This window comes from Hafnia sp. HMSC23F03 (assembly GCF_001816025.1).
Lineage (GTDB): Bacteria > Pseudomonadota > Gammaproteobacteria > Enterobacterales > Enterobacteriaceae > Hafnia > Hafnia paralvei.
Window position 1 is genome coordinate 39,882 of the sequence record NZ_KV824244.1, and the last position, 5,544, is coordinate 45,425.

The 5,544-nt window shown below is 42.1% G+C and carries 7 protein-coding genes; 3 read left to right on the top strand and 4 right to left on the bottom strand.

Going from position 1 to position 5,544, the window contains the following annotated elements; genetic code table 11:
• The first annotated feature begins 589 nt into the window (after positions 1-589).
• Positions 590-928 (top strand): hypothetical protein, encoded by a 339-nt coding sequence (locus HMPREF3091_RS20430; protein WP_070718607.1) that lies wholly within the window; start codon positions 590-592, stop codon positions 926-928.
• Between the two features lie 97 nt (positions 929-1,025).
• Here HMPREF3091_RS20430 and umuC read toward each other — a convergent pair whose 3' ends face one another.
• From umuC to HMPREF3091_RS22385, 3 genes are all read right to left on the bottom strand, one after another.
• Positions 1,026-2,294 carry a translesion error-prone DNA polymerase V subunit UmuC gene (gene umuC / locus HMPREF3091_RS20435; protein WP_070718610.1) on the bottom strand — a complete coding sequence of 423 codons (1,269 nt, stop codon included), beginning with the start codon at positions 2,292-2,294 and terminating at the stop codon, positions 1,026-1,028.
• Positions 2,294-2,713 carry a translesion error-prone DNA polymerase V autoproteolytic subunit gene (gene umuD / locus HMPREF3091_RS20440; RefSeq protein ID WP_070718612.1) on the bottom strand — a complete coding sequence of 140 codons (420 nt, stop codon included), beginning with the start codon at positions 2,711-2,713 and terminating at the stop codon, positions 2,294-2,296. Before umuD ends, umuC begins: the two co-directional genes overlap by 1 nt.
• Positions 2,714-2,985: 272 nt before the next feature.
• Complete coding sequence (locus HMPREF3091_RS22385; protein ID WP_246840034.1) at positions 2,986-3,093, bottom strand: tail fiber assembly protein; 108 nt, start codon at positions 3,091-3,093, stop codon at positions 2,986-2,988.
• A 369-nt stretch (positions 3,094-3,462) separates the two neighbouring features.
• On the opposite strand from HMPREF3091_RS22385, the gene HMPREF3091_RS20445 reads away from it, so the two are divergent.
• The gene (locus tag HMPREF3091_RS20445; protein WP_070718615.1) at positions 3,463-3,819 is read left to right on the top strand and encodes an MmcQ/YjbR family DNA-binding protein; all 357 of its coding nucleotides are present in this window, start codon (positions 3,463-3,465) and stop codon (positions 3,817-3,819) included.
• Between the two features lie 204 nt (positions 3,820-4,023).
• The gene (locus tag HMPREF3091_RS20450; RefSeq protein WP_070718619.1) at positions 4,024-4,773 is read left to right on the top strand and encodes a glycosyltransferase family 25 protein; all 750 of its coding nucleotides are present in this window, start codon (positions 4,024-4,026) and stop codon (positions 4,771-4,773) included.
• Positions 4,774-4,812: 39 nt separating this feature from the next.
• Here HMPREF3091_RS20450 and HMPREF3091_RS20455 read toward each other — a convergent pair whose 3' ends face one another.
• A complete protein-coding gene (locus HMPREF3091_RS20455) occupies positions 4,813-5,328 on the bottom strand; it encodes a tail fiber assembly protein (protein ID WP_070718622.1) in 516 nt (171 codons plus the stop codon).
• Positions 5,329-5,544 lie beyond the last annotated feature (216 nt).

The window sequence follows — 5,544 nt, forward strand, 5'->3', positions numbered from 1 at the left end:
CTCGTACAGCCTTACAGCCGAGGGATTTTAAATCATGCCTTCTTCATATTTTTATCATATAGATAGCTTTGAATTTCGTAATATTATGCCACCAGCCACTACCGTAAAAACAACGGGTTAGGGATCATCCCTTCCCGTTATTACGAAGAAATTCTACTAAAGCCCCCTCCCTTAAATTCGATGGTTTGAACTTGCATGAAAGAAAACTCTGGCGTAGCCGCTCTACCTGAGCTAACAGAATTTGATGTTACTCACCTAGAGATTACTGACCTAATTTTTCTGAATGCATCACGAAAAGAAATAGCCACTTGAGTGGCTGAGTTGACTACAGTTGACTTCCCTAATCAGAAGATAGTCATGAGGCTGGTAAGATTTCAGGTTTGATGAAAGTGCCTAAGATAGCGATTGTTTATCCTGATTAAGCCAGTCAACTAGATGTCCACTTCTCGCTCACAGCGGACCTTAAACTCTGTTAGCTCGTCCGCTTTGTGCCAAAAGCGGACGTTTGTGGTTCTTGAAACATATCTTATAATGCGGCCAGTTTTTGTTGACCACTTCACTCCTTAATTATGTATGTAGAAGATAAATAATGAAAAGACTGCTGATATTGATCCTTCTAGGTTTTTCCTGTGTATCACAAGCCAAGTCAGTAATGCGTTGTGAGGGCGACAAAGCGGTTGTCTTCGACAAAGAACGGGCAACTATTGATTATGAGGGGCGTGTTTTTGAGAATGCATACCAGAGAACGTTGAGTGGGATGGTCATAATCGCTGGCACTGACGATCTAGGCTATGAAGGTGAATTGTTGTTTTCGAAAGTCAAAGGCGTTGGCGCATGGAGCTTCAATATCAGCGAAAGCGAGGAAATGACCCCTCCAGAAGCTAAGTCACGGAAAACGATTTTATCTATAGATTGCACTCCGCAGTAGGATGGAAGGAGCGGGTGTTACTATTGAACAACCACATGTTCGCTCCTCGCTCTTAGCGGACTGATACCTTTCTGTATTCTGATACAGGACTAGGCACTTACTTAGCAAACGCTGTTGGTATCTCTGAAAACCGCGTGGTATAGGCTGGCGAAAGCATGTTTCGCTTCATCTGCCAGCCCTTCATGATCCCTTGCCCTGCAAACCAAATCTTTCCCCTGCCCTTATTATTTATCTCATCGAGCACCTTCATCAGCGACTCGCTGTTGGGCTTTGGCCCCAACTCATCAAACAGATTAAGCTGCGACACGCCTTTATCATAAAAGTCACCAAGCATGATCCCCGCCTTTTGATACCGATTACCCGACTGCCAAATTTTGTCTAAACATGACAATGCGTGTTTGATGATATCTCGAGTGTCATTCGTGGGTGTTTCTAGCCGTGAAGACGCTAAATTACTGTAGTACAACTCTCGCTCAGCAAATGGCGATGTTTTGATGAAGGTGCTGACATGCTTACAGAATTGGCGTTCACCACGCAGCTTCTCCGCGGCGCGTTCTGCGTAGCTACAGATAGCCTCTTTCATATCCTGATACTCAGTGATACGTTCCCCAAAACTTCGGCTGCACACAATTTGCTGTTTGATGGGAGCGACTTCTTCGATGTCGAGGCATGACTCTCCACGCAGCTCCCGCACTGTTCTTTCAAGCACAACAGTGTAGTTTCTACGCACATAGGCCAGATCCATATCAGCCAGCTTCAGTACCGTATCAATTCCAGTAGACCTTAGGGATTTGGATAGCCTCCGGCCAACACCCCACACCTCTTCTACTGGCATTATGGCCATCAACTTGCGCTGCCTTAACTCATTTGATAAATCAACAACGCCGCCTGTTTTAGGCCACTGTTTCGCCGCATGATTAGCAAGCTTAGCTAGAGTTTTAGTCGGGGCAATGCCCACCCCAACTGTAAGGTGCGTACTCAACTTAATTATTTCACGGACTTCACGCCCAAACTCTTCGAGGCTACGGCAATGGCTCACACCATAGAGATCCATGAACGCCTCATCAATCGAATATACTTCAACACGTGGTGCCATCGCATCAAGCAACCGCATCACTCTCTGGCTCATATCCCCATAAAGGGAATAGTTGCTGCTAAAAACATGCACGCCATACTGCTCAAATAATTGTTTTTGCTTAAAGTACGGCTCACCCATTTTTATCCCAAGTCTTTTCGCCTCGGCAGAACGAGCAATCACACAGCCATCATTATTTGAAAGCACCACTATTGGCTTACCATTCAGATCGGGGCGAAACGCAGCCTCACAGCTGGCATAGAAGCTGTTAACATCAACAAGGGCAAACATCACCGCGCCTCATTAATCACAAACTTAACCACACCAAACGTCTCCAGATCTTCCCCTTCATAAAGCTCTATAGGTGGATAAGCAGGGTTCTCTGCTAAAAGCATAGTTCTTGGGTGAGTGACATAACGTTTTACGGTGAACTCACCACCAAGGCACGCAATGATAATGTCGTTATGCTGGGGTCTGATACTCGAATCCACTAACAATAGTGAGCCGTCGAAAATGCCAGCCCCTGTCATTGATTCACCAGATACACGGACAAAGTAAGTGGCGGCAGGGTGTGCGATTAAGAGCTCGTTTAAATCGATCGGCTTATCAATGTAGTCAGCAGCAGGACTCGGAAAACCTGCTGGCACACGATTGTCAAAGAGTGGAAGTGATACAACCGATAGGGAAGCAGCGGCTTGGTAAAATTTCATAACGTCAAACCATAATTACTGTATACACATACAGCATAATGTAAGTTTTTAATTATGAAAAGAGCGTACTGATTAGATAAACAGCGATCATGCAGGAATGTTCTGATTAGGAAGGAATTAAATATTTTGTAAGACTAAACCTTATTGTTACTCTGGTTTATCTCTGTAGTATCCGCGCCTGACAATAACCATTTGAATCACTTAAACGCATTAGCGATCCACTGGTATTGTCACTGCGCCGGAGTCTTGCATACGCTCCGGCGCAAACCAAACTACTCTTCTGGTTTTTCAGGCCATTCAACATCCGGCGCTTTACTTACATCCACTCGGCTGAGCCATGCTTTGAGTTGGGCTAACTCCTCATCAGTCGCAATATCCAAATCAGATGCATCCTACAATGGTAGGATCCGTTGATTTGTTTCGGACATGAATTGTGCGCGTGTTTCTTCAGCTTGAGCAATAAGCTCTGACTCAGGAATTATACGAGGGGCTATCTTTTTACAACCAAAGACACAATTACTATCAAGGCGTTCCGGTAACTCATCAGGAACATCTTCTTTGTTGATCTCTGCAACTGATAAATGAGAACAATCCGTACCCAAGCATGACTATATGAAGCTCTGCTGAAAGGCTATCAATTGATGAATCATGTGCCTACTCCGGCTAACATATCAGTGACGCCTACTGTATAGATTTCTATTGATAGGACATCCCTGAAAACCAATGAACGAAATCGACCTGAGGTCATTATGAAAAGAGAAACGTTATTTGAATATGTTCGAGAAAACTATAAATCTGAACCGGAGTATCTATGGAAAAAATTCCCATGTTATGCAGTTCTGCGCCATCAAGGTGGTAAAAAGTGGTTCGCTATAGTCATGAATGTGTCTGGCTCTAAACTTGGCCTTAAAAACGATGATGAAGTGGACGTTCTGGAGGTTAAAATCATGCCAGAACACATTGGGTCACTACGACAAAAAGAGGGTATATTGCCTGCTTACCACATGAATAAAGAGCATTGGATAAGTATAGTACTCTCTGGTCCGTTATCACCGGAAGAGATCCACGATCTATTGGCCGAAAGTTACGAGCTAACCTCAGATTGATAACCGAGTTAATGATATACATGCGCTTATAGGTGTATGTATATCATTTGAACTGCCGCAGAAAACAACTATCTTAATTACTTAAGCGCATTAGAGATTTACTGGTGCTGTGTCACTGCACCTCACTCTTGATGTCCGCTCATCCATCTTTTGGGCAACCTATGTTAAACTAGCTCGATTAAAAACTATGGGCAAACGATATAAATGAAAACATTTGCGGTTAACTTAAAGCGTGAGTCATTGAAAAAAGAACACATTTTAGCTGAGTGCAAAAGACATGAGTTAGATGTAGAGGTGATAGACGCCGTTGAAGGAGCCTTGTTGTCAGACTTAGAATTAAAGGAGTTAGTCTACGATTACCCTAATTGCTATCTGACAAAAGGGGAAATTGGATGCGTCCTTAGCCATCTATCAATATATAAAAGAATGATAGCTGAAGGTTTAGACTACGCTCTAATCCTCGAAGATGATGCGATAATCACTAGCAACTCAATAAAAACTATACTTGGTGAAATACCTAGCATTGATGATGGGAAAGACAATGTATGGCTTCTTTCTGATGTCGAAGCGTACGTTGAGAACAAAAAATCCATAACAAAATCTGGATACATATTCCATAAGGCTGAGAGAGCCTATTGCACGCATGGCTATATTTTAAATAGAAAGGCTGCAAAAAAAATGATATCAATATCCACCCCGATAAAATTTGAAGCTGACAGATGGCAGAATTTCTACCAAAACTATTGGCTCAATGTATATTGCTTAGTTCCTCACATTATTTCTACAAATGACATGGACAAATCTCACTCAACAATAGAAATAGATAGGAAGTCTTTAGAGCTAAAAAGAAGAAAGTATAGAAACAAAATCAAAAAACGCAGTTTAAGATATTGGCTTTATAGAAATATCAGGAAGTTTTTTGTAATTAAAAATGAAATAGTGATAGAAAAATAAATATTGGTGCGCATATTACAACACATGCGCACCGTTTTTTTACATCGGAGGATTTGGCCACTCAATACTCGATATTACAGATGTATTAACGCGACTAAGCAATACGCTGTATACCTCCCACTCTTCAAGTTTTTTTCTTTCATCATCAGTTGCCATGTTATATCTAACCGCACGTTCAAGCGGAGCTATATAAGCATTAGCAACAGAAGTAAGTTGAACTTTTTTCTCTTCGGCTTTTAACATCAACTCTTCTGCAGAATACTTTCTAGGTATAATCATCCCGTTTGTAAACTGCCATGAACCATCTAGACTTAGATCCTCTGGGATATTATTCTCATCTACTTCAAAAACAGATAATGATTCCGGCCATAACATTGAAATATCAAATGACGAACTACGAATGACTCCTTGAGCGTCGCACGCAATCTTTAAGGTATCATCACTAAACTTTTTTTGGGATTCATACCAGTCCAAGCCATTCTCATCAATCAAATACAGCGCATCATCTGATAATTTCTGCGTAGGTTCGTATATCTTCAAATTTATCAATTGCATTTAGTCACCCTGAAATAGTTACCCATGATCCGTTGATATTTCTTTGAATAGGCTTGTAATAAAGAGCATGTACCCCCCAATTAACTGACCATACAGACGTTACGACACAACCAGCTGGAAGAGTAAACTGTCCATCACCTGTTCTAGCTTGCGTTCCCAACCGCACATCACGCATATAGCGCCCATCTGACTCTCCTTTTGTATATGCCTGCCCCG

Excerpts from the sequence above, each read along its gene's own strand:
- HMPREF3091_RS20450 (WP_070718619.1), top strand. The coding sequence starts at position 4,024 with ATGAAAACATTTGCGGTTAACTTAAAGCGTGAGTCATTGAAAAAAGAA.
- HMPREF3091_RS20430 (WP_070718607.1), top strand. The coding sequence starts at position 590 with ATGAAAAGACTGCTGATATTGATCCTTCTAGGTTTTTCCTGTGTATCA.
- umuC (WP_070718610.1), bottom strand. The coding sequence starts at position 2,294 with ATGTTTGCCCTTGTTGATGTTAACAGCTTCTATGCCAGCTGTGAGGCT.
- HMPREF3091_RS20445 (WP_070718615.1), top strand. The coding sequence starts at position 3,463 with ATGAAAAGAGAAACGTTATTTGAATATGTTCGAGAAAACTATAAATCT.
- umuD (WP_070718612.1), bottom strand. The coding sequence starts at position 2,713 with ATGAAATTTTACCAAGCCGCTGCTTCCCTATCGGTTGTATCACTTCCA.
- HMPREF3091_RS20455 (WP_070718622.1), bottom strand. The coding sequence starts at position 5,328 with ATGCAATTGATAAATTTGAAGATATACGAACCTACGCAGAAATTATCA.